Below are 23,944 nucleotides of genomic sequence, written 5' to 3'. Positions count from 1 at the left end.
TGTAAAAAGGAGCGTAACATAAAAAAGCCTGTTCAAAAAAATTTGAACAGGCTCTCAATATGCTATATTTTATTTTCTTCTTCTTCTCGTTAATTTCATTAATGCTTCATAAACGATTGGAACAATTAGAAGAGTAATAAGTGTTGAACTTGTTAATCCTCCAATAACTGTAACAGCTAATCCTTTTGAAATAAGACCACTGCTTTCCATTCCAAATGCCATTGGAATAAGAGCTCCAATTGTGGCAATAGCCGTCATTAAAATTGGACGAAGGCGGGTTGAAGCTGCTTCTAAAAGGGCTTCTCTTGTTGTAATGCCTTCTTTCTCTTTCTCAATAACTCGGTCAATTAACACAATTGCATTTGTTACAACAATTCCAATTAGCATGAGCATTCCAATCATCGCTGATACGCTAATTGTTTCTCCTGCGATAAAGAGACCAAGCAGACCACCAATAATAGTGAAAGGTAGAGAGAATAGAATAGCAAATGGCGCTAATCCTCCTCCAAATGTTAAGACGAGTACAAAATAAACAATTCCAATTGCAGCAAGCATAGCTAGCCCTAATTGTGTAAATGAATCGTTAATTTGCTCAGTAACACCACCCATTTCAACACTTACGTTTTTCGGAAGATCTAACTTATCAACTTCTTTTTGGATAGCTGTAGACTCTGCTCCAACATCCTGACCCTTAAACTCTCCACTTACTGTTGCATACATTTTTCCGTCAAGCTTCGAAATCGTTGCTGGCGCTTTGCCTTCTTCAACTTCCACAACATCGCTTAGTGGAACTTCCTGACCTAGTGGAGACGTGATAGTCTCTTCTTCAAGCTCATTTATTGAACTATAGTCTTGCTTATCTGTTTGAATATAAACATTAAGGTCTTTTCCATCCTTATTAAGAGTTGTTAAGACTGGGCGTTCCCCAAGCTGACTAAGCTTCATTCCAATTTGACCTGCGCTAAGTCCACGCTTTGCTAGTTCTTCTTGGTTAGCTACAAGCGTATATTGGTCGTTCTGTTCCGAAAGACTTGATTCTACTTTATCTAAATCTTTGCGGTCATCCATAATATTTTGGACTTTTTCTGTGGCAGCTTGTAAATCTTCGGTATTTTCTCCATAAACACGAAGTTCAATTGAGTTATTTCCCATCCCTGAAATATCAAGGGAATTCCACTCACCAATCGACTGCCCTTTATTTAAGTCTTCAACAATCTGCTCTTTTTCATCATTGAAGTTTGGTGTATCTTCTTTATACTCCACATAGAAAAGTGCTTGATTTTGAGCACCTGGATCAAAAGGATTTCCACCGCCAATAGAGTATTGAACAGTTTTAACATTCTTTTTATCTAAGAAATATTTCTCAGCCTCTGCTGCCTCTTCTTTCACATCTTCTTCAAGCTCACCTGGATTTGGGTTAAAGGTTACGTTAACCGTTTTAATTTCTTGCTCAGGCAAAAAGCTTGTGCCAACAAGTGGTGCTAAAAATAAGCTGGCAATAAGAATGATGATAGAAAGACCTGAAACGATCCATTTATGGTTAAGAGACCATTGAAGAACGCTCTTATAGAATGAAGATAAGCGTCCAGCATTTTCTTCATGATTTTTGCTTTTAACTCCTTTTTTAAATAAAGAATGAGCAAGCATCGGAACAATTGTAATCGCAATAATTAATGAAGATAAAAGGGCGAATACAATGGTTAAAGCAAATGGTAAAAATAGCTCCCCAACAGGTCCTGTTACAGTGCCTAATGGTAAGAAAACGGCGATTGTAACAATTGTAGAGGAAAGAATTGGCTTAAACATCTCTTTTGTTGCTTCACGAATTAAATCTTTTCCTCTTAACTTCTCTTCTTTTAAAGCCATTCGTCTGTAGATATTTTCAATAACAACGATAGAATCATCCACAACACGCCCGATAGCAACAGTCATAGCCCCAAGCGTCATGATGTTAAGTGATATATCCATCTGCTTTAAGAAAATCATGGCCATTAAAAGTGACAGTGGAATGGAGATAATTGAAATAATTGTTGAACGAATATCACGTAAAAACAGTAAGATAATGATTACAGCGAATAAGGCTCCAAATAACGCTTTCTCAATCATTGTTGAAACAGACTTATTAATCTCAACAGATTGATCAAGGGTTGTTGCAATCTTCAAACCGCTGTTATCTTCCTTAATATCTTTTAAAGCATCCATTACGGCATTTGTTACGTCAACTGTGTTTCCTTCAGACGTTTTTACAACTTGCACACCAATAGAACGCTCACCATTTGTTTTAGATAGTGATTCAGTTATTTGAGCTACTTTAATATCTGCGATATCTCTTAACTTAACGGTTGGAATTCCTGAAGAAACTGACCCAGCAGTCATTTCACCTGAAGGAGCTGATTGAGATGGAGTAACTGGAATCTCAAGGTTTTTTAAATCCTCAACAGTTTCAATATTTCCGTCTAGTACAATTGTTTTTTCTTTTTCTTCCATATTGAAAGTGCCTAATGGATAAGAGACTTTCGCTCCTTTAATAAGGTTTTCGACAGTTTCTTTATCTAAACCATATTCCTTTAGTTTATCTTCTTTGTAAGTAAACTGAACTTCTTGCTTTTGCTCTCCAGCAGTTTCAATAGAGGAGACTCCTTCAACTCCTTCGAGTACAGGAACAATCTCTTCTTCTGTTAATGTTGTTAACTCTTCTACTGATTTCTTATCATCTGAAATACTTAAACTTAAAATTGGAAAGTCATCAATACTTTGCTGAGCAATTGATGGCTCTTCAATATTCTCGCCAAGATCAAGGGTGTTAACAGCTTCCTTCGCCTCATCAAGAGCTTTGTCCATATCTTTATCAAATGCATATTGAACTTGAATGATAGACATGTTTTCCCTTGAAGAAGAACTTACTGTATCAACCCCAGATAAATTTGATACTGCTTGCTCAACAGGATCTGTTACTTTCTTTGAGACTTCTTCTGGTGAGGCTCCTGGATATGTAGTTGTAATAGACAACACAGGATTTGTAATACTTGGTATTGTCTCAAGCTTCATACTTGTGCCCGCATATAAGCCTGCAATTGTTACAAGAATGGTTAAAATCCATAAAGCAAACTTATTTTTTAACGAAAAGTTAATAATGTGCTTCATTTAAGGCGCTCATTCCTTCCCTTTTTCATTATACAAATGATTCTCTCTCTAATGACTATATGGTCATTCCTTCAAAAGTATATAATTTACTGACCTGTGAGTCAATTATAATCCCCTTAACTCTTTCTTAATTCATAAACCTTACTTATCAAGAATAAGATGTTGTCCTCTTTACATCACTATTAACGTAACGTAATATAATAGGAAGGAAAATTGCTTGGCCATTGACTCTTTGGTCAAAACAGGGAGTTGTATACATGAACGAGAAAAAACTAAAAATTATTCAAGAAGCAAGCATGCTTTTTGCGGAAAAAGGATTTCATTCAACTTCCGTCCAGGAAATTGCAGAGAAGAGTGGAATCTCTAAAGGTGCTTTTTATTTATATTTTCAATCAAAAGAAGAACTTGTTACTTCTCTTATTGACTACTATATAAACCAGTTAGAACAGTCTTTAGAATCTCTTGAATCAGGAAATCTCTCCCCCAAGGATAAGCTTATTAGTCAAATTAAATTTCAATATGAGTTTGTCCATCAAAATAAACAACTCATCATAGGACAATTCGATCAATTGATGATGTTTGGTGAGGATATGAAAGACCGTATTTACTCTTTTAAAACACGCCTCTTTCACTGGGTAGAGAGCCTTTTATATGAAATTTATGGTGAGAGCATCCATCTTCTTGTTTATGATATTTATTACTTGCTAGAAGGTATCCAAAGCTCCTACTATCGCTTAATTTTCATTGAAGATTTTTCAATAGACTCAGACCGGTTATCAACCTTTATATTCCATAGAATTGACGACATTGTTCAAGCTATGATGGAGAAAAACATCGACCCACTCATTGAGGAAGATACTCTTCATCAAGTTTTTGATCGTATACGTGCTCGAAAAAAGGAACGAATCTTTCCACTTTTGTCAGCAATTGAACATGAAATCAAAGCACTAGATGCCTCTCCTAAAACTAAGAGTCATCTACTAGAGATTGTGAACTACCTTACTGAAGAAGCTAAAAATGATGAAATCAAAGGAGTTATCTTCAAAGGAATGCTTGCAAACTTCACAGATTATGATTCCCTTCGCCCTTACTGTGAGAAGCTTGCGAGAGAACTTGATATTGAGCTTTTAATGTAAAAAAGACCAATCATAATTGATTGGTCTTTTATTTATCCTACAGATGTTTCGTGGTCTTCAACAAACAGGATGCCTAGCTCATGATGCTCTCCATCATACAAAGCTCGCTGAACAAGGCGAACTTCGTTATTGAGATCAAGCACTTCTAATTTACAGAGCGCTCGATTTTTTTGTAACGCTTGATAAAAGTCTTGTTCTCCTGCAATGTCTTCTCCATTCACCTTTACAATAACCTCGCCAACTTTAATTCCCATTGCTTCTGCAGGTGATTTCGGTAGCACTCCAAGAACAATGCTTCCATTTTTCCGCTGTGTAAAAAAGAACGGAAGACGTGCATCTTCCAAGCGCTGAGAAATACTAATCCACTCTCGGCCAATAATAGCAACGAGAACAATGAAAACAGTGAAGACTGGAAAGAAGCTAGCAGGAATAGCAAGGACGGCTGTCACAACCCCTAGGCCTAGTACTCGCTTTCCTGTAAACTCTACTGATTGCTTTGGATGCATTGCTTTCATTCGCTGGAAGAATCCAATGCTAAATGGGACAAAGAAAAAGTAGAACTCCCGTCCGTTAATGTTAAGAAGCGGCCACCAAGAAAATGGGGCACTAAATCCTTCACTAGGGATAAGCAAAAATAAAGGCACAAGCCAAAGACGCTGGGATATATGAGACCCAACTGGAAGACCTCGTTTGCTTTTAAAAATTTCAGGCGACGTTGCCCGACTTCCATATTTCCAAATCAGATAACCTTCTGCAAGCACAAGAAGGGCAAGCAAGATTGCAAGAGAAGAAAGGTTTGTCTCTCCCGCTTCACGCATCCATCTTGTAAACGTATTATTCCCAGCTTCTTTTGGTAAAAATAAAGAAACGACTACAGCTAGTCCAATAATAGATGAAGGAGTAAGCCATCTAAACGTCCACGGTCCGCTCAGTATAAATGTTAGCACTCCGATAAGTACAATCATCCCAATAGGAACGACTACACCGACTGCTATTGTAATAATAGAAAGAAGCAATCCAATTGCAAGTCCTGGCCAAAATAAGAAACGCAGTTCATAAATAAAATCAAAAACCCGAATACGAAAATGCTTCCGTTCTCTTTTCACACGAGCTAACCCAATAAAATATGTTACTAAAATCGCAATATATGTAAGTGGATGAAGAAACAGACGACAAAGCCCAAGCAAAATCTCTTGAAGTATTTCCACGTTCTTTCCCCCCTTTTCTTTCTCTTTTTCAACTAACTAGCACACTTTCTTTTATTTTAGCAAAAATCCACTCTCCTGACATAGCAAGAGCCGTTTTTTATGTGACAAAATAAAAAAACCCTCCGTTTTATAAAACGGAGGGTTTTTCTTATTCAGCTACTTCTTTTAACGCAGCTTGAAGCTGTTTGTCACTCTGATGAGAATCAATCTTTTCAAGAAGTCTTGTTTGAATGAGAGAAGCTGTGTTTTCATCAACCTCACCTGTTTGTTTCACATCATTTTTCCCTTGAAATTCTTTGACTGCTTTCTCTGTTTGTTCACTAAAGTAACCATCTTCACGACCTGGATCAAATCCAAGTCCTTTTAACATCACTTGTGTATTCTTCACTTGAGCACCGTTAGAATCCTTTTTTAACGTTTCTTCAATTTGAATTGGATTTGCATAATAATACTCTGGTTGCTCTACTTTAATTGTTGGCTGAATTCCTTTCTCGTGAATCCAGTTACCATCTGGTGTTAGCCACTTGTGTGTTGTCATCTTTAAGTTACTTCCATCTTCAAGCGGCAATGCCTGTTGAACGGTTCCTTTACCAAAGGACTTCTCACCAACAAGTGGATATCCTCCAGCTTCTTTTAATGCCCCTGCTAAAATTTCAGAAGCTGAAGCACTTCCTCTATCAATAAGCACGGAGATTGGATAATCTTTTTTATCTCCATTTTTGGAGTAGACTCCTTCCTTTTCCCCATCCCGTTGTTCAATTTGAACGTATGGCTTATCTTTTGTAACAAGTCCATCTAGAATCTTTTCGACGCTTTCTAAGTAACCACCAGGGTTACCTCTTACATCAATTACAAGCCCCTCAATTCCTTTTTTCTCAAGTTTCTTTAGATTGCTATTAAATTCATCTGCTGTATTTTCAGAGAATGAGGTAATTTCTAAATATCCAATTTTCTTTCCATTTTCTTCTTTCAATGAAGAATATACTGTTTCAATTGGAATGTCGTCACGAACTACTTTGAATGTTAGCGGCTCTTTCACACCTGGGCGCTGCACTTGAATGTTGACTGTTGAGCCTTTTTTGCCCCGAATTTTCAAAACAGCTTGTGAAAGATCAAGCCCCTCAACGCTTTTTCCGTTGATTTGCAAAATCTGATCGTTTGCTTTAATTCCAGCCTTTTCAGCTGGTGAGCCTTTAAATGGAGAAATAATCGTCACTTTTTCGTTTACCATACTCACTTCTGCCCCAATTCCTTGGAAAGACGAATCAAGTGATTGTGTAAACTGCTCTGCCGTTTTTTTATCCATATAAGTAGAATATGGATCATCAAGAGACTTCACCATACCGTCGATAGCCCCTTCAAGCAGCTTGTCTTCATCAACGTCTTTATAATACTTCTCAGAAAGCGTGTTATACACTTTCTCAATCTTTTCAAATTCTGCTTTTGTTGAAGCTGATTCTTGTCCACTATCTGATATGCTAGCTACTGATAAGCTACTGTTTCCATCATTGAAAAACTGAAGGCCTGCATAAGTACCAGCTCCTCCTGCTATCAAACACAAAATCATTAGGAAGACAATGAATATGCGATTGTTTTTCAAAACTTATTCCTCCTCAAAACATACATCTTCTTTTAGTATGCCATATTTTATGGAAACTATGTACCTTTTCATATGTAAGAAAAGACATCACACCGTCAATTCGTGTGATGTCTTTTAAAAAGTATATGAAAATAAAATAAGCTTTATACTTCTTCTTAGAAATTAATATATTTACGTGGATCAACAGCATTTGTTTTCTCTAAATTCCACGGTCCTTCATGCATTTCAAAATGCAGATGGGCTCCATAAGAGCGTCCCGTATTCCCCATATAGCCGATAACTTGTCCTTTTTTCACCGTTTCATTTCCACTAACGTTACGAGATTCCATGTGAGCATAAACTGTTGTATATACTTTTCCGTTTACATTATGAGTAATGAATATAGCATTCCCATACGTAGAAGAATAGTAAGAGCGGAAAACCTGTCCATCAGCTGCTGCAACAATTGGTACGCTTGCACCTCGTTTTCCAATATCTATTCCTTTATGATCTCCTAAGCTTCTTATCCCGAACTCGGACGTTACAGGACCTGCAGCTGGTCTTGTAAATGTTCCGCTTGCTACAGGAGGTGTCTCTCCCCCACCTGTTGATGTATCTCCACCACTTGTTGACGTAGACTTCACTGGTTGTGCTGAAGATACTTGCTTCTCAGCCTCTTCTTTTTGCTTTTTCATCTGTTCTTGAATTGCTTTTTCTTGCTCTGAAAGAAGCTCATCTTCATTTTCTAATTTTGAAGATTTATCTTCTGCGGTTTGTTGGCTTTCTTTAAGTTTTGCCATAAACGCATCTTTTTCGGCTGCTTGCTTTTCTTGGTCTGCTTTCAATGTCTCTAATTCTTTTAAACTCGTTTCTAGAGAGCTTAAATCTTCTTTCACTTTATCTTCTTTTTCTTTTTTAACTTTTTTATCTTCTTCATGTGCTTCTAAAATATCACGGTCAGCACTTGAAATTGTGCTTACTGCATTGACACGATTTAATAGATCACTAAAATCTTGTGACCCTAGTAAAACTTCGATATAATCAACAGAACCTCCACTCGTTTGCATCGCACGAGCACGTTCTTTTAAAATCTCATTTCGCTTTTTAATACGCTTATCTAGCTTCTTAATATCTTTTTTCAAATTTTCAATCTGCTGACGCGTTTTGTCAATTTCATCGTTTTTATCGCGAATTTTCTCACTTGTTTTTGTTACTGCTTCATCCAATTGTTTAATTTCTTCATCAATCTTCTTCTGCTCTGCTTCTAAGCTCTCAATCTCTTTCTTGCTTTCACTAAGAGACTTAGAGACATCTGAACGCTTTTCTTTAACCGTATCCATGCGCTCTTCTAGACTCTCGGCTTCTGCAGTACCTTGTTGAAAAGAGAACCCTATAAAGGATATACCAAGCATTGCGGCAGTTGACCATGATAGTACTTTTTTCTTCACTTCCATTTCCTCCTCTATTCTCCTAAACATTTAACCTATGTAAGACAGGGAACAGGTTCTACGAGCAGTCTATTTCCCTTTTGTTCTAAAAAAAATCCAAAGAGACGTAGGAAAAAGCCCCTTTGGACGAGAAAAACTATTTTTTAAGAAACTTGCGCATTGAAATCATACTTCCCCAAACCCCAATACAAGCCCCAATCAAGACAAGTAGAAGTGAAAGTTGTAATGTGAATGGGAATACTGGTAGCAATTCAAACGTTTTATACGTTTTTGCTAAATCTGGCTGTACGGAATCAAACAGTAAAGCATACGTGCTTACAACGATAGCAATTGGGATAATAGAACCAAGTACGCCAAGGAACAATCCTTCTAAGAAGAATGGCCATCGAATAAATGAGTTGGTAGCTCCTACAAGTCTCATAATCTCTATTTCAGATCTTCGAGCGATAATTGTAATTTTAATTGTATTTGAGATAAGGAACATGGCTGTAAATACAAGCCCAACAATAAGGACAATTCCAATGTTACGTGCTACGCTCACAACATCGAACAATTTATCAACGTATTCTTGGCCATATTCTACTTTCTCAATGTAATCTAACTTTTCAACTTTTTTGGCAACAGATTCTACATCTTTAGGCGAGTTAGGCTTAATAATATAAGCGGCATTTAATGGATTTTGCTGTTCAAAAGGTTCAAAAACCTTACCTTCTTCTCCCAATCCATCAATAAGCTTTCGCAACTCTTCTTCCTTAGAAGAAAATTCGACAGTACCAACCTTCGGCACATTATTAAGCTGTTTTTCTAGGTCTTTAATGTTATCTGCTGTTGCTGTACGTTCGATATATGCGTTAATCTCCACATCGTTTTCGACTGATTTCGCAAAATGGTTAAGGTTTAACATTACAACTAAAAACACACCAACAAGCAGTAACGTAACCGTTACAGCACTTACAGATGCAAATGTCATCCACCCGTTTCGCCCAATGTTGCGGAATCCTTCACGAAAATGACGGGAAAGTGTCCTACCCTTCATAACCGTATTCCCCCCGCACTTCATCACGAATAATCTTACCGCCTTCAACTGCAATTACTCGTTTTTTCATAGTGTTTACAATGTCTCTATTATGTGTAGCCATGACAATGGTTGTTCCGTTCTTATTAATTTTCTCAAGAACGTCCATAATTCCCCAAGATGTCTCAGGGTCAAGATTTCCAGTCGGTTCATCCGCAATTAAGACTTTTGGATTGTTTATAATTGCGCGCGCAATTGAAAGTCGCTGTTGTTCTCCTCCTGATAGCTCAGCTGGAAGAGCGTCTTCACGACCTTGGATTCCTACTAATTCAAGTACTTCTTTTACACGTTGTTTAATAACATCTTTCTCTGCTTCAATTACTTCTAACGCAAATGCTACATTTTCAAATGCTGTTAGCTTGGGAAGAAGCTTAAAGTCTTGGAACACAACGCCGATATTACGTCTAAAAACAGGGACTTCCCTATTTTTTAGCTCTCCTACGTTCTGTCCATTCACCATAATGTATCCTGATGATGCTTTTTCTTCTCTATACATCATCTTAATAAAAGTGGATTTTCCTGCACCACTTGGGCCGACAACGTATACAAATTCACCTTTATTAACCTTAACTGTTAACCCATCGATAGCTTTAACACCATTAGGGTATGTTTTATATACATCCTTCATTTCGATCATATATTTATACCACCTGCATTCCGTATTTTGTCGAAAGCCTATATAAATCTACAAAATATGAGGAGTTTTGTCAAAATACAAGGGATTTCAACATAAATTCGCTCTAGACACGTGCCCCCTCATTATAACACCAAAAATTCATCTGATAAGACTCAAAAATATTACATTTTCTTTTCAAATATGTCAAAGGTACGATAAAACTATGTAAAAAATAGTAATTAACCCAATTCTTTAGACCTATTTTATTTCTCTTATTTCGACATAAAAAAACTATCTGAATTCATATCAGATAGTTTGGAAATCATATTTATTTCATTGTCGAAAGCCATTCCGCTACTTTATCTGCCTCTCCTTTCTCAAGAAGCCCTTTCGGCATCGATCCTCTACCATTTACAATAATCTCACTAAGTTCCTCTTTGGAGTATTTCTTCCCTACTTGCTGTAAGTTCGGGCCATTGTTTCCTTGAAGGTTATCGCCATGACAGCCAAGACAACTTTGCTTATAAAGCTTTCCTGCTTCTCCTGCTTCATCAACGTTAATCTTCTCTTCCTTTGAAGAAGATTTCTCTTCACTGTTCCCACATCCGCTCATAATAAGAGTTGCTCCAATGATAAGTGCCCATGCTGCTTTTTTCACTGTCTTCACCTCTTCGCCTTTATATATTCTCTACTATTATACTCGTTCTGTTTGCTATTAAATCATATATTTATGACGATTTATGCAGAAACTTGTTTCTTCTCCACATAATAGCAAAAATAACCTCGAAGATAAAATGGTTCTTTCTTCAGCCTTTTACACAAGATCGTTTTGTTACAGGGTTGTTATTCCTATGTAATATTTCACCTTTCCTTTACGTTTCTATACAAAATACCCGCATTCTTCAAAAAGAAAGCGGGCATTTTCATTTTTAATTCATAAGCGAACGAAGATATGAATCAATAAACGGATCAAGATCTCCATCCATGACGCCTTGGACATTTCCAATTTCCGTATTTGTACGATGATCTTTTACCATTGAATATGGATGGAACACATATGAGCGAATTTGGCTTCCCCATCCAATGTCTTTTTGCTCTCCGCGAATTTCATCTAACTCTGCTTGCTGTTCTTCGATTTTACGCTGCAAAAGTTTCGATTTCAGCATTTTCATAGCACGCTCGCGGTTTTTAATTTGAGAACGCTCTGTTTGACATGTAACAACAATATTTGTTGGAATATGAGTGATCCGTATAGCTGAATCTGTTGTGTTAACGTGCTGGCCACCAGCTCCACTTGCTCGATACGTATCTACTTTTAAATCTTCAGTGCGGATATCAATTTCAATATCATCACTAAGTTCCGGCATAATTTCGCATGATACAAATGAGGTATGACGACGACCTGATGAGTCGAAAGGTGAAATACGCACTAAACGATGTACACCTTTTTCTGCTCTTAAGTAACCATATGCGTTATGACCTTTAATGGAAAGTGTTACGCTTTTAATCCCAGCTTCATCACCTGGAAGGTAGTCTAGTGTTTCTACTTTAAATCCTTTAGCTTCTGCCCAGCGTGTATACATGCGAAGAAGCATTGAGCCCCAGTCTTGTGACTCTGTTCCTCCCGCACCTGGATGAAGTTCTAAGATAGCATTGTTTTTGTCGTAAGGTCCATTTAAAAGAAGCTGCAATTCAAACTTGTTTAGAGAATCTGTCAACTCTTTCAATTCTGGTTCTACTTCGCCTGCTAAATCTTCATCAAACTCTTCTTTTAACAGTTCATAAGATACTTGTAAGTTTTCATATGATTCATTTAAGTTATTAAACGTTGTGACTGTCTCTTTTAATGAATTTGCTTCATTGATGACCGTTTGGGCACTTTGCTGATCATTCCAAAAGTCTGGGTCTGCCATGATTTCATCTAGCTCAGCAATGCGCGCTTCCTTTTGATCAAGGTCAAAGAGACCCCCTAAAGTCCGCCAAGCGATTGGCTGTTTTATCTAACTCTTGTTTCATTTCTACTAATTCCATTATTCTACACCTCATCATTTATATTGTTACATAAGAGTGCTTGGTGACAAAGCCACCAAGCACTGTTTATTTTATCTTCCACAACATTGCTTATACTTTTTACCGCTTCCGCACGGACAAGGTGCATTACGACCAATATCAACAACGTTTGTTTTTGGTTTTTTCTTTACAGCTTTTTCATCAGATTCCTCTTTTGGATGAACAGCACTTTGACCTTGAGCTACTTCTTGACGTTCAAGATTGTTACGGATTTCTGCTTTCATGATGTATTTTGTTACATCTTCTTCAATTGCAGCAATCATGCTTTCAAACATTGAGAAACCTTCCATTTGATACTCACGAAGCGGATCATTCTGACCATATGCACGTAGATGAATACCTTGACGAAGCTGATCCATTGCATCAATATGGTCCATCCATTTAGAATCTACTGCACGAAGAACGATAACTTTCTCGAACTCACGCATTTGTTCTTCGGCTAACTGTGCTTCTTTTTCATTGTAAAGCATTTTCACTTTTTCAAAGATAAGGTCAATCATCTCTTCTGGATCTTTCATTTTCAGCTCTTTTACATCAAGCTGACCTTCTGATAAAACATTGCTGTTCATATAATCAACAATTGCTTTTAAGTCCCAATCTTCTTCAAGCTCTGCTTTTGGTGTATGTGTTGCCACAACTCGTTCGATTGTAGAACGAATCATACCTTCTACAATATCACGTAAACTTTCAGAGTCTAACACTTCGTTTCTTTGTTTATAAATAACCTCACGTTGCTGACGAAGAACATCATCATATTGAAGAAGCTGTTTACGAGAGTCAAAGTTATTTCCTTCTACTCGTTTTTGAGCTGATTCAACTGCTCGAGTAACCATTTTACTTTGAATTGGCTGTGAGTCATCCATTCCAAGACGATCCATCATACTACGCATTCCTTCAGAACCGAAACGACGCATAAGTTCATCTTCCATTGAAAGATAAAATTGAGTTACCCCTGGATCACCTTGACGTCCAGAACGACCACGCAGCTGGTTATCAATCCGACGTGACTCGTGACGCTCTGTTCCAATTACTGCAAGACCACCAAGTTCTCGTACACCTTCACCAAGTTTAATATCTGTACCACGTCCAGCCATGTTTGTTGCAATTGTCACAGCACCCTGTTCACCAGCATGTTTAATAATATCTGCTTCGCGTTCATGCTGCTTTGCATTTAAGACGCTATGTGGTACATTTCGTTTCTTTAGAAGCTGACTTAAATGCTCAGATGTTTCGATGGCAACTGTTCCGACTAGAACTGGCTGTTTCTTTTTATAACGCTCTGCAATATCATCTGCAACAGCACGGAATTTTCCTTCAATTGATTTATAAATCAAATCAGCACGGTCATCACGAGCAACCGGTTTGTTCGTTGGAATCACAACTACTTGCATGTTATAAATATTGCGGAATTCCTCTTCCTCTGTTTTCGCTGTACCTGTCATACCTGAAAGTTTTTCATACATACGGAAATAGTTTTGGAACGTAATCGTTGCAAGTGTCATGCTTTCATTTTGAATTTCAACGCCTTCTTTTGCTTCAATTGCTTGGTGAAGGCCATCACTGAAGCGGCGCCCTTTCATAAGACGTCCAGTAAATTGGTCAACAATCACAATTTTACCGTCATCTACAACATAATCCACATCATTTTGCATCGCAACATGGGCTTTTAATGCTTGATTAATATGGTGATTTAATGTTACGTGTTGAATATCAAATAAGTTTTCAATATGGAAAGCACGCTCAGCTTTGCTCATTCCTTCTTCTGTGAGCTGCACTCCTTTTGTTTTCACATCATACGTATAATCTCTTTCTTGTTCCAGCGTACGCACAAAAGCGTTTGTTTGTACATAAAGAGAAGTTGATTTTTGAGCCGTCCCTGAGATGATAAGCGGTGTACGTGCTTCATCAACAAGAATAGAATCGACTTCATCGATAATGGCATAGTTAAGCGGACGCTGTACTCGTTGATTGCGATAAAGCACCATGTTATCACGCAAATAGTCAAATCCAAGCTCATTATTTGTACTATAGGTGATATCCGCATTGTATGCTTCAATTTTCTCTTCACGAGAAAGACTATTTACGTTCAAACCAACGGTTAAGTCTAGAAATCGATAAAGTTCACCCATTTCCTCAGCATCACGACTTGCTAAGTATTCATTGACCGTTACAACATGAACACCCTTTCCAGAAAGAGAGTTAAGGTAAACAGGCATTGTTGCTGTTAAGGTTTTACCTTCCCCTGTCTTCATTTCCGAAATGTTTCCCTCATGAAGTGAGATTGCCCCCATAATTTGTACTTTATAAGGGTAAAGACCAAGTACACGCTTAGCTGCTTCACGAACAACAGCAAATGCTTCTACAAGCAAATCATCAAGCGTTTCTCCCTTGCTGTAGCGTGTTCTGAATTCAGCTGTTTTAGCTCGCAATTTTTCATCACTTAAGGCAGCCATCTCGTCTGCAAGCTGCTCTACTTGATTCGCTACTTTTTCTAACTTACTAACTTGGCGCCCACTTCCATCAAATACTTTTTTAAACAGTCCAAGCATGTAAAACGCTCCTCTATATTAAAATATAATCGATTGTTAAAAGTTTTATTTCTTCTATTATAAAATCGTGCTTGTCCTTTCCATTCTAGGAAAACAAGTCCCATACTTCTTCATTATTATAAACGATTCTACCTCAAATTGTAACATTCAGTACTGAAAAGTGCCAATGAACCGCAAATAGATTGTTTTTACTCTTTATTAACGTAAAAAGACAGCTCCATACGCTAAAGCTAATATAATCACATAAGGAGCATTCACTTTAAATTTTTCTAAAAGCAAAAAACTTACAACTGCAAGGCCTATTGTTTGAAATGAACCATTTGCTTCATATGAAGAAAAGAAAAAGTCGTATGCCATCACTCCAAGAAGAACCGCAATTGTAGGACGTACATAACTTGTTAAACGTTTCACTTTTGGTGATTCCTTATATTTCATTAAAATCTTTAAAAGAATAAGCATAAGCAATAAGGAAGGTGCAACTGTTGCAAAAAGACCAACAACAGATCCCAAAACGCCTCCAACTTCATAGCCAATATATCCTGCTATTTTAGTGGCAATTGGTCCTGGAAGTGCATTTCCAAATGCTATTGCTTCACTAAACTCTTGATTCGTAACCCATTTATAGCGATCAACAACTTCATTTTGGATGAGAGGAATTGATGCAGGACCACCACCATAACCAAGAATACCTGGAATAAAAAAAGCTAAAAAAAGCTTAACATAAATCATCTTGAACGCTCCTTCTCTTCATCTTCTTTTTTACCACCTTTCTTAGTGAAAGCAGCTATTAGTAGGATTACAATAACGATAGCCGGATGAATATGAAGAAGTTCTGTTGCAATAAAACTTGCAATAATAAGAAAACCACCACCTAATAAACCAAGCGATTCTTTTGATTTTTTCCAAAAGCTCCATGTTAAAGTTAACATCATAACTCCTACAACAGGAAGCACCGCATTTGATAATCCTTTTACCCATGGCTGGTCTTTATAAGCATATAAAAGATTAAGAAAAAGTATCATTAAAATAATAGTTGGAACTGAAGTAGCAATTACTGCGTTAATCATCCCGAAGACGCCGCCAATTCGATATCCAATATATCCTGCCATCTTTGTATTGATTGGCCCGGGAAGCGCATTTCCAAGTGCTAATACATCTGAGAATTCTTCGTCAGACATCCATTTATATTTTTTCACTACTTCATCATGAACAAGAGGAATTGATGATGGTCCACCACCATACCCTAAAATGCTTGAGCGAAAGAAAGCGATGAAAATATCTCGCTGCTTCATAATTCTCTCTCCTTTCTGGCTAAAACCTTATATTTATCACAGCTTATTAACGAACTTAGAAGGCTGCTTGTTTCATTTTATAAAGTAAGAAACGCTTTGAACATACACTATCCTATCAACTTTCTCAAACTCTTTTTATGTTCCCCTTCTTTTTATAATACTTTTACAAAATAAGAAGGAACTTCCCCTCTATGCTCTCGTATATAACAATAAAGAACAATTTGTCAGGAAGAAGGGATGTAATATGAATTTAAAAAAAGAAGAGGATGTTCAAGCAGAACTAGAAAAACTTAGAGGAAAAGTAAAAGAACTAGAAAATGTTACCCAAACACTTTATGAAGAAATTCAGACTCTCCAAACTTCAGCACCTGCAAATACTCCCCGCGCCTCATCTCCATTAGTTGGACAAATTGGCGGGCTTGTATTAGGAGCCATCGCGCTTATCGGACTATTTTGGTTTTAAGAACAAAAAAAGCTAGGGAAATCCTAGCTTTTTAGGCTGATGCATGTGAACTTTTTGCTTTTCTTGCATCCCAATGATTTAGAAGTCTAAAGATAGGCGGCAGCATAATACAAACAATAATGATACGAAACACTTGAACAGCTACAACAAGGGTAGAATCAGCATGGAGGACAACAGATGTTGTAGCCATTTCTGCAATTCCTCCTGGAGCAAAAGCAAGCGCAGCAGTCACAAGGGAAATGCCTGTTAGTTCAGAAACAAAAAAGGCACAAACAAGCATTGCTACAATCAGTCCAATAGTGCTTACAAAAGCAACAAATATCGTTCTTTTTAGTCCTTGGAACATTCTTTTATGAAAACGAGAGCCAATACTTCCTGCTATAGCGAGTTGAGACAAAATCATCATGCTATGCGGCCAATAAGCAACAAGATCATAGCCAGCATACATAGAGGAAAGAGCTTGAACAAGAGCTACCGTTACCATTCCACCAACGAGCCATGGAGCCGGAAATCTAAGAATTTTACCGATGTAGTATCCTCCCCACGCTGCTAAAACAAGAACTAAAGACCAAATGATATGTGGAAGTGTAAAACTTCCTCCGGCTGAAGCTGTTTCGGTTAAATGTGAAACAGGCTCTGAATAAGAAGAAAACCAAGAGGAAACAATCATTGGTATAGTCAAGACAACAAGAAAAACCCGCATTGTTTGAATGATGCTTACAACGCCAGTATTTGCTCCAACTTCTTCCGCAATCCCAGGCATTGCACTCAATCCACCAGGTGCCGTCCCAAAAAAGCTTGTTAACATATCTGTGCTGCTACATTTCCACAATATAAATCCAGAAAGAAGAGCAAAGAAGATTGATAAAACAAGCACAACAATAATAGTGAACCAATTCTCGGCGAAAATTTCAATAATGGACAAATTGATTTTTTGACCAAGCTCAATAGCTAAAATACATTGGCCAATTCTAAGCCAGTATGGAGCAATCCCTTTCCCTTCTTGTAATTTCAAAAATTTCGGTCGAAAGAGAGAAAGTACAGCTGCTAAAATAAGCGTACCAAGCATCCAACCGATAGAAAGACCCGTTAATGAAAGGAGCAGTCCCCCTACTCCACTTATCAGAATAAATACTATGCTATAAAAGAATCTCTCATTTCTCATAGCTACTCCTTCTTTCTACACATCACTACCCCTTATAAATTACAAGAGCACCGTACATTTAATAAGAGATGTTATATCAAACTATAGTATAATAAGAGATATAAATAAAATATTATATTTTTATATTTAACCATAACTAATATCTATGACTTATATCGAGGTGATGACATGGATGAAAGAGACTGGCTTATTTTACGTACGCTTTACATCCAAAAAAATATTACCAAAGCAGCTAAGAGTTTATACATCTCACAGCCTGCACTGACAAATCGCCTCCAGCAAATTGAAAAAGAATTTGGAGTTCAAGTTGTTATAAGAGGAAGACGAGGCGTCCAATTCACGCCACAAGGGGAGTATTTAGCTCATTGCAGTGAAGACATGCTGTTACGCATTCAAAGTATAAAGGAAAATGTGCTCAACATGGAAGATGACTTCACAGGAACACTTAAGCTTGGGGTTTCAAACCTTTTTGCACAGTATTTGCTTCCTGATTTACTCAAAATGTTCAAAGATCAATATCCTAAAATTGAATTTAAAGTAACAACAGATCAAAGCAGTTCTATAACAAATCTTGTTCATAATGGCAGTGTACATGTTGGATTTGTTAAAGGGGATTATAGCTGGAATGATAGAAAACATCTGTTATTTCAAGAAGAAGTATGTATTGCATCAAAAGAGAAAATGGAGTTGGAAAATTTACCAATAATGCCTCGGATTGATTACAGAGCGGACCCGTTATTAAGAACACTTGTCGAAAACTGGTGGGTTGAAAATTATCCTCAGCCTCCTAATGTAAGCATTGAAGTTGATAAGGCAGATACTGCAAAGAAAATGATTATAAATGGCCTTGGTTACGCAATTTTACCTACAATGACTCTTAACGATGTTCCAATGCTTCATAAAATTCCTCTTCAAAACAAACAAGGAGAACTTATCTTAAGAAACACGTGGATGTTTTATCATGAGGAGTCTATGCAACTTAATATGGTTAAAGCTTTCGTGAATTTTGTAGAAAAAATGACATTTAAAGCTTCATAAATTTAAAAAGGACATAGCCTAGTAGGCTATGTCCTTTCTTATTTTAAGCTTGCGGCTCAATTAATCCATATCTTCCATCTTTTCTTCGATAAACTACATTTGTCGCATCTGTTTCAGCATTCGTATAAACGAAGAAACTATGTCCTAGCATATTCATTTGTAAAATGGCTTCTTCACTATCCATTGGTTTAAGGTCAAAACTCTTTGTGCGGACAACTTCGAATTCATCATCATCTTCTTGTTCGTCGAGAATCGTTGTGGAAGTTGTTCCTTCCATTTCAGCGAAAGCATATTTTGCTCCGCCCTTCTCTCGTGATTTTCGATTCACTCTTGTTTTATGCTTGCGAATTTGACGCTCAAGCTTACTTACAACAAGATCGATAGCTGCATACATATCATCGTTTGTTTCCTCGGCTCTTAAGACAAGAGAATGAAGCGGAATAGTAACCTCTATTCTTTGGCCATCACTGTAAACTTTTAAGTTCACACTAGCTTCGGAATTGGGCACTTCTTCAAAATAGCGCTCAAGTTTGCTAATTTTCTTTTCCACATATTCTCGTAGTGCTGGAGTGACTTCAATGTTTTCCCCTCTAATGTTGTAAATCATGGGAATTCCTCCTTTTGATCCAAGGTATGCCTCTACTATTTCTTTTCCCGACAAATTGTTTCTTAAACCTACAAAATAGTTAGAAAATTTAGTTTTCTTGTTATATAGATTATCATACCTCTTCTCCCTTTGCAAAAGAAATGAATGGGAGACACAAAAAATTCATAAAGAAAATGAAGTGGTCCTTAAAGAAACCCCTTCATTTTCTCTTATCATAAAATGTGCCATCATGGCTTGTTGTGCCATATGGATTAACATAGCGATTCTGTCCACGTTCCCGGTTTTTCAACGCTTTAATATCCTTTGAAATGTTAAAGCGAATCTCACGTAGTTTTTCATCAATAGAGTCATTAAGCTTGATCATCGCTCTTCCAAGATCCTTCTCTTCTTCTGAAAACGGTGGTTTAATAAGCTTTATAGCAATATCTCTATCATTTAACAGCTGTTCAATATTCTGAATATGCTTATCCCGATCATGCTCTTTTTGTGAAAGTTCTTGCTGCAGTTTTAATGTTAACTTATATGCTTCTTTTACAGCATTCATTCATGATCATATCCTTTTGATGATCTTGTCTTTTGAATAACTTCTTTCCATGTATCTCTAAATTCCATAACATAAGATTCAACTTCTTCTAAAATGTCTACACTGCTTTCAATATTAGCCTTCATTAGACGTTGATTCATATAATCATACATTGTTCTCATCTGATCTGATAATTCACTTCCTGTTCGTAGTGTAACCATCAGTTCTGTAATAATATTTTGAGCTTTAATTAAGTTTTTGTTTTTTTCTTCTACTTCCCCATTTTCAATTGCTGTCTTTGCTCTACGAATAAACTTTAAGCAACCATTATAGAGCATAAGTGTCAACTCTCCAGGGGTTGCTGTATTAACAGCGCCTTGCTGATAAGCTTGATAAGCATTGTTCATGGTTATTTCTCCTTTACTGCATGAAGTATTGTGATAAATAAGAAGACTGAGAGTTTGCTTTTTGGATAGCTTGCTCCATTGCTGTAAACTGACTCCAATAGCGATTTTCAATCATTTTCAAACGGTCGTTAAAATTATTAATACGCTCATCAAGATCATTAAGGCTTTTCCCAATTGTATATTGAGTATCAGACTGTCCTGTATTTCCTGCTCGTTTTTCAATTGTTGTAATGGTATCCTTTATTGTATTACGAAGACGCACTGCAATTCCTTGGGTATCATATGTATTACCGTTTTTTGAGAAAAACTCTGAAATGGCTTGTGGGTTCTCCTCAATTTGTTTCTTGAGCTTTGCTTCATCAATTTCTAAGATACCACCAAGACGATACTGCTTTGTTGTTGTGATTCCAATCTCAGATAAGTGATCAATGCCAAAAGATCCACCTTGTACTGATGTATAAAAATCAGACCTCATACTATTTAAAGCATTCGACAATATACTATCACTACGAAGAAGTCCACTTTTTGCTTTTTCTTCCCACAGTTCAACCTCTTTATCAGACATCTCTTTCTTTTGATCACTTGTAAGTGGTGCATAGTCACGATAACGAGTTTCTCCCACTTTTTCATTAATCTTAGTAATTGTTTCATTGTACTCCGTAATAAATTCTTTAATTTTATCAAAAATACCATCAACATCTGTAGATGTGGAAATGGTAACAGGAGTGTTAGTCACTCCTTTTAAAGTGTACTTCATTCCATTCATTTCGAAAGTATTTGTTGTTTTTTGCATTTCAAACCCATCTATGATAACGATTGCATCCTTACCTTTTTCACTTTGTTGAAGTACTGTACCGTTTAGTTGAAACCCTAGATTATCAGACATATATGAACTTGTGGAACTATCTGCAGCCCTAATTTCTCCGCCAGTTCCTGTCTTATTGTTTACAAATACAAGTGTTTCAACGTACTGACCAATTGTTGTATCTAGAATTCGTTCATTCATAGCTCTTACGCCCAAACTTGAACTATTAATTGCTTTTACAACATCATCAGCTGTTGCTCCTGCTTTAATAGAAAGTGAAACCTCTCGGGATTCTGTATTTCCTGGATCTTTTACTGTGAATTTTAATTCCTGGGCAGCTGATGAAGAAGTAAAACCACTTGATTTGAATCGACTAGAAGTCGCAAGCTGTTTAACTTCTAGTTGAGTAGAGATATTCTGGCTAGCGTTTACTGCTGTTGCTGTAACCTTTTCTTCCTCAGAAGAAGTAACTACTTTCTTGTTAAATGTACTACTTAGGATCATATTATCAAAAGTATAGTTACTTAATTCATTTAATGAGGTATTAATCTCTCTGTACTGATCACGTTGCCATTCTAAAGTTTGCTTCTGCCCTGTTAATTTATTAAGTGGAACACGCTCAGCCGTCATTAATTTCTCAATCATACTCTCCGTATCAATCCCACTTGCTAATCCACTGATCCTCATTCCAGTCATCTCCTCACCGCCTAGGTATTTTTATTTATATCGGCTTTTCTTTTTTCTTTTTAATAGGAAGTTAGCTCGAATTATAATCCGTATTTTCCCAAAAAAAATAAAAACCAAGACCACTCTTATGGCCTTGGTTTTCATTCATTCACAGCATCCTGAATAAGTTCAGTTAATGCCTCTGATCCTTTTTGGGTAAGATGAACTCCATCTCCCCCAAAATACTCGGGGTGCTCTAGGGATTCTTTATACCAATTTATTAATTTTACGTTCTTATACTCCTTGGCTTTTTTAGCTAGTGTTTTATTAACTTGATCTTCCCATGAACGTGGAACACGTGTGTTTACAAGATAAACATTCGCTTCATCGAAATATGATAGTAATTTATCAATCTGTTCATCTGTAAAATAACCATTTGTTCCAAGCTCAATAACAACAACAGAATCTTTATTATTAAATGATGCATATGAAGGGGCTATTTCAATTGCCTCATAAAGCTGTCTTCCAACCTTCCCATCAATTGTGATATTTGGATATTTTTCATGGAGATTTCCTGCAATATCAAGCATAACAGAGTCTCCAATTGCAAATATCTTCTCAGGGGGATTTGATGACTTCTCTTGCTCATCCGCTGTAGAGGATTCTGATTCCTTCTCTTTTGAATCTGTGTCTTTTGATTGCTGAGATTCTTCTTTCTCTTTTACAGCGTGTTCCTCTTCATTTTGATTTGGAGAAACCTTAACGCTCGTTTTCTTTGGAGTTTCATGTCTTACTTCTCCCTTAGCTAGACCCGTTACACCAGCTGTAAATACAAGTACAATGAGAAAAATAGCTACTGTTGATAGTTTGCGAGTAATAGAAAGCTTTTTCCACGTTAGTGTTGTTGTTGGAATATAGCGTTTGAAAAATTGTCTAAACCCGTTTTTACGAATCGGCATCTCAATCATTCGATATGACCACTCTGCTACAACAAAAGTCACGAATAGCTGCAAAGCAATACGCCAATAATTTTGTGTACCAATCTCTTCTACAGGCGTTGTAAGTACAATAATTGGATAATGCCAGAGATAGATTCCATATGAACGTGAACCAATCCATCTTAATGGCTTCCAAGATAGCAATTTACCAAGAAGGCTGCTTGGATGGCAAATACATGCAACAAGAATTGCCGTATTTAAACAAAACAGTAGCATTCCACCTTGATATACAAACGTTTGATATTCACTAACAAAGAAGAAGCAAAGTATAATAATAAGGAAAGAAACAATACTTACTCCGTTAAATATTTTTCTCACTTTCACAGGAAGTTCTTTTGTTGAGAGCCTTTTCAATGGCCAAACAAGCGCTAACCAACAGCCAACCAAAAGCTCAAATGAACGTGTATCTGTACCATAGTAAACACGGCTAGGATCCATGCCTGGTTCGTAAAGCATTCCCATTGACATTGCTGAGATCAGAATCCCAACGAGAACAACGCATGATACTACACTTCTTCTTTTAAAAATATAGAAGCCAACCGCTAACAATATTGGCCATAGTAAATAAAATTGTTCTTCAATCGCTAAAGACCATAAATTCTTTAATGGTGAAGGAGATCCAAAGCTATCAAAGTATGAAAGCTTATGGAAAATAAACCACCAGTTGCTCGTATAAAATAAAGATGATACAGCATCTCCGCGTACAGTTGCTAACAGTTCTTCTTTAAATAAGACAACCCATACAACGGTTGCAATAATCATTACATATGCTGCAGGAAGTAATCGGCGAATTCGTCTTATCCAAAAGTCCCGAAAATCAAATGTTAGTCTGCTTCCATGTGAAGGTAAAATAATAGAAGTGATCAAGTACCCGGACAGCACGAAGAAAACATCAACTCCGAGAAATCCTCCCTTGGCCCAACTAAAATTCAGATGATAAGCAATAACTGATAACACGGCAAACGCTCGAAGTCCATCTAGTCCATAGACATATCGATGATGCGTTTTGTTGCTCAATATAAATTCCTCCAATAACCCTTTCTGTTTCTCCCTGTTGTGTACAAAAATTGTTCACATTAATGTAATAAAAAAAGAATTTTCATTTTAGCGTAAGTTATTTTAAGGAACGGAGATAAGGTCTGATGTGATTTTTAA

20 protein-coding genes are annotated in these 23,944 nt (G+C 36.9%); 3 read left to right on the top strand and 17 right to left on the bottom strand.

Features of this window, described 5'->3' with window-relative positions:
• Positions 1–69: 69 nt before the first annotated feature.
• Positions 70–3,144, bottom strand: coding sequence for an efflux RND transporter permease subunit (locus ACK3CR_RS09710; protein WP_488975303.1), 3,075 nt, complete (start codon positions 3,142–3,144; stop codon positions 70–72).
• Positions 3,145–3,401: 257 nt separating this feature from the next.
• On the opposite strand from ACK3CR_RS09710, the gene ACK3CR_RS09705 reads away from it, so the two are divergent.
• Positions 3,402–4,280: a TetR/AcrR family transcriptional regulator gene (locus tag ACK3CR_RS09705; protein ID WP_488975302.1), complete on the top strand. Its 879-nt coding sequence runs from the start codon at positions 3,402–3,404 to the stop codon at positions 4,278–4,280.
• Positions 4,281–4,312: 32 nt separating this feature from the next.
• On the opposite strand, the gene ACK3CR_RS09700 is transcribed toward ACK3CR_RS09705, so the two are convergent.
• The 10 genes from ACK3CR_RS09700 to ACK3CR_RS09655 all read right to left on the bottom strand — a co-directional run bounded on the left by ACK3CR_RS09700 (position 4,313) and on the right by ACK3CR_RS09655 (position 16,117).
• Complete coding sequence (locus tag ACK3CR_RS09700) at positions 4,313–5,488, bottom strand: PDZ domain-containing protein (protein ID WP_243516551.1); 1,176 nt, start codon at positions 5,486–5,488, stop codon at positions 4,313–4,315.
• Between the two features lie 148 nt (positions 5,489–5,636).
• Positions 5,637–7,055, bottom strand: coding sequence for a S41 family peptidase (locus ACK3CR_RS09695; RefSeq protein ID WP_243520682.1), 1,419 nt, complete (start codon positions 7,053–7,055; stop codon positions 5,637–5,639).
• 188 nt (positions 7,056–7,243) lie between these two features.
• The gene (locus tag ACK3CR_RS09690) at positions 7,244–8,521 is read right to left on the bottom strand and encodes a murein hydrolase activator EnvC family protein (RefSeq protein ID WP_243516549.1); all 1,278 of its coding nucleotides are present in this window, start codon (positions 8,519–8,521) and stop codon (positions 7,244–7,246) included.
• 130 nt (positions 8,522–8,651) lie between these two features.
• The gene (ftsX, locus tag ACK3CR_RS09685; RefSeq protein ID WP_111924039.1) at positions 8,652–9,551 is read right to left on the bottom strand and encodes a permease-like cell division protein FtsX; all 900 of its coding nucleotides are present in this window, start codon (positions 9,549–9,551) and stop codon (positions 8,652–8,654) included.
• Entirely contained in the window at positions 9,541–10,227 is a 687-nt protein-coding gene (ftsE, locus tag ACK3CR_RS09680) for a cell division ATP-binding protein FtsE (protein ID WP_243516547.1), read from the bottom strand. Before ftsE ends, ftsX begins: the two co-directional genes overlap by 11 nt.
• Positions 10,228–10,534: 307 nt before the next feature.
• A complete protein-coding gene (cccB, locus tag ACK3CR_RS09675) occupies positions 10,535–10,864 on the bottom strand; it encodes a cytochrome c551 (RefSeq protein WP_243516545.1) in 330 nt (109 codons plus the stop codon).
• A gap of 271 nt (positions 10,865–11,135) precedes the next feature.
• Positions 11,136–12,237 (bottom strand): peptide chain release factor 2 gene (gene prfB, locus ACK3CR_RS09670; protein ID WP_243516543.1). Its coding sequence is split into 2 segments (ribosomal slippage): positions 11,136–12,164 and positions 12,166–12,237, totalling 1,101 coding nucleotides; the frame shifts between segments, so codons are not numbered across the junction.
• 71 nt (positions 12,238–12,308) lie between these two features.
• Positions 12,309–14,825 (bottom strand): preprotein translocase subunit SecA, encoded by a 2,517-nt coding sequence (secA, locus tag ACK3CR_RS09665; protein WP_243516541.1) that lies wholly within the window; start codon positions 14,823–14,825, stop codon positions 12,309–12,311.
• A 198-nt stretch (positions 14,826–15,023) separates the two neighbouring features.
• The gene (locus tag ACK3CR_RS09660) at positions 15,024–15,554 is read right to left on the bottom strand and encodes a chromate transporter (protein WP_243516533.1); all 531 of its coding nucleotides are present in this window, start codon (positions 15,552–15,554) and stop codon (positions 15,024–15,026) included.
• Positions 15,551–16,117 (bottom strand): chromate transporter, encoded by a 567-nt coding sequence (locus ACK3CR_RS09655; RefSeq protein ID WP_243516531.1) that lies wholly within the window; start codon positions 16,115–16,117, stop codon positions 15,551–15,553. Before ACK3CR_RS09655 ends, ACK3CR_RS09660 begins: the two co-directional genes overlap by 4 nt.
• Before the next feature lie 244 nt (positions 16,118–16,361).
• On the opposite strand from ACK3CR_RS09655, the gene ACK3CR_RS09650 reads away from it, so the two are divergent.
• A complete protein-coding gene (locus ACK3CR_RS09650) occupies positions 16,362–16,580 on the top strand; it encodes a hypothetical protein (protein WP_243516529.1) in 219 nt (72 codons plus the stop codon).
• A 31-nt stretch (positions 16,581–16,611) separates the two neighbouring features.
• Here the strand turns inward: ACK3CR_RS09650 and ACK3CR_RS09645 are convergent, their stop codons facing one another.
• A complete protein-coding gene (locus tag ACK3CR_RS09645; RefSeq protein WP_243516527.1) occupies positions 16,612–17,745 on the bottom strand; it encodes an AbrB family transcriptional regulator in 1,134 nt (377 codons plus the stop codon).
• Positions 17,746–17,913: 168 nt separating this feature from the next.
• Between ACK3CR_RS09645 and ACK3CR_RS09640 the strand changes: the two genes are divergently transcribed.
• Positions 17,914–18,783, top strand: a complete 870-nt coding sequence (locus tag ACK3CR_RS09640) for a LysR family transcriptional regulator (RefSeq protein ID WP_243516525.1) — start codon at positions 17,914–17,916, stop codon at positions 18,781–18,783.
• Between the two features lie 43 nt (positions 18,784–18,826).
• Here ACK3CR_RS09640 and hpf read toward each other — a convergent pair whose 3' ends face one another.
• From hpf to ACK3CR_RS09615, 5 genes are all read right to left on the bottom strand, one after another.
• The gene (gene hpf, locus ACK3CR_RS09635; protein WP_243516523.1) at positions 18,827–19,390 is read right to left on the bottom strand and encodes a ribosome hibernation-promoting factor, HPF/YfiA family; all 564 of its coding nucleotides are present in this window, start codon (positions 19,388–19,390) and stop codon (positions 18,827–18,829) included.
• 199 nt (positions 19,391–19,589) lie between these two features.
• Entirely contained in the window at positions 19,590–19,934 is a 345-nt protein-coding gene (gene fliT / locus ACK3CR_RS09630) for a flagellar protein FliT (RefSeq protein WP_243516520.1), read from the bottom strand.
• The gene (gene fliS / locus ACK3CR_RS09625) at positions 19,931–20,326 is read right to left on the bottom strand and encodes a flagellar export chaperone FliS (protein WP_328122175.1); all 396 of its coding nucleotides are present in this window, start codon (positions 20,324–20,326) and stop codon (positions 19,931–19,933) included. Before fliS ends, fliT begins: the two co-directional genes overlap by 4 nt.
• Before the next feature lie 7 nt (positions 20,327–20,333).
• Positions 20,334–21,821 carry a flagellar hook-associated protein 2 gene (locus tag ACK3CR_RS09620; RefSeq protein ID WP_488975301.1) on the bottom strand — a complete coding sequence of 496 codons (1,488 nt, stop codon included), beginning with the start codon at positions 21,819–21,821 and terminating at the stop codon, positions 20,334–20,336.
• Positions 21,822–21,952: 131 nt separating this feature from the next.
• Positions 21,953–23,806, bottom strand: coding sequence for an acyltransferase family protein (locus tag ACK3CR_RS09615; RefSeq protein ID WP_488975300.1), 1,854 nt, complete (start codon positions 23,804–23,806; stop codon positions 21,953–21,955).
• Positions 23,807–23,944: the final 138 nt, after the last annotated feature.

Source organism: Priestia sp. TRM10 (assembly GCF_057808375.1).
Note: the sequence above shows the minus strand (reverse complement) of the source record. Positions and strands in the feature narration are given on the sequence as shown.